This is a genomic window from Lachnoanaerobaculum sanguinis (assembly GCF_033242365.1).
GTDB lineage: Bacteria > Bacillota > Clostridia > Lachnospirales > Lachnospiraceae > Lachnoanaerobaculum > Lachnoanaerobaculum sanguinis.
The window spans coordinates 1-353 of record NZ_BTHK01000068.1 but is presented as its reverse complement, the minus strand read 5'-3'; the positions used below and the strand labels follow the sequence as shown (position 1 = coordinate 353).

Genomic DNA, 353 nt, shown 5'->3' with positions numbered 1-353 from the left:
ATAAAGACAGCAGTCTTGGAGACGGGATGCCGGATACAGATAAGGGTCAGATATTTCTCACTTTGTGTGATGACAATAAATGGAGAATTTCTAAGATCTCTCAATGGTATGATGATTTAGTGTTTTATGAATTGGAAGAATATATAGAAGAATTTTTTGACAGTCAAAATAATGTAAAAGAGGATTATGATACTTTTATTAGGGATTATGGGTATGACAAAAATGGAAATAGAATATCTATGCAGATGTTAAGATATTCTTTAAAGGACGCGATCTTGGCGAGCAGCAGTTTTGATGTGTTGGAGAATTTAGATGACAGTTATATATTGGAACATCTTTCTAAACTTGCAACC

1 pseudogene is annotated in these 353 nt (G+C 33.1%); it reads left to right on the top strand.

The annotated features are described in order from the left end of the window. Positions 1 to 26 precede the first annotated feature (26 nt). Positions 27 to 353: pseudogene (locus SBH76_RS13560) on the top strand (YARHG domain-containing protein); the annotation flags it as partial.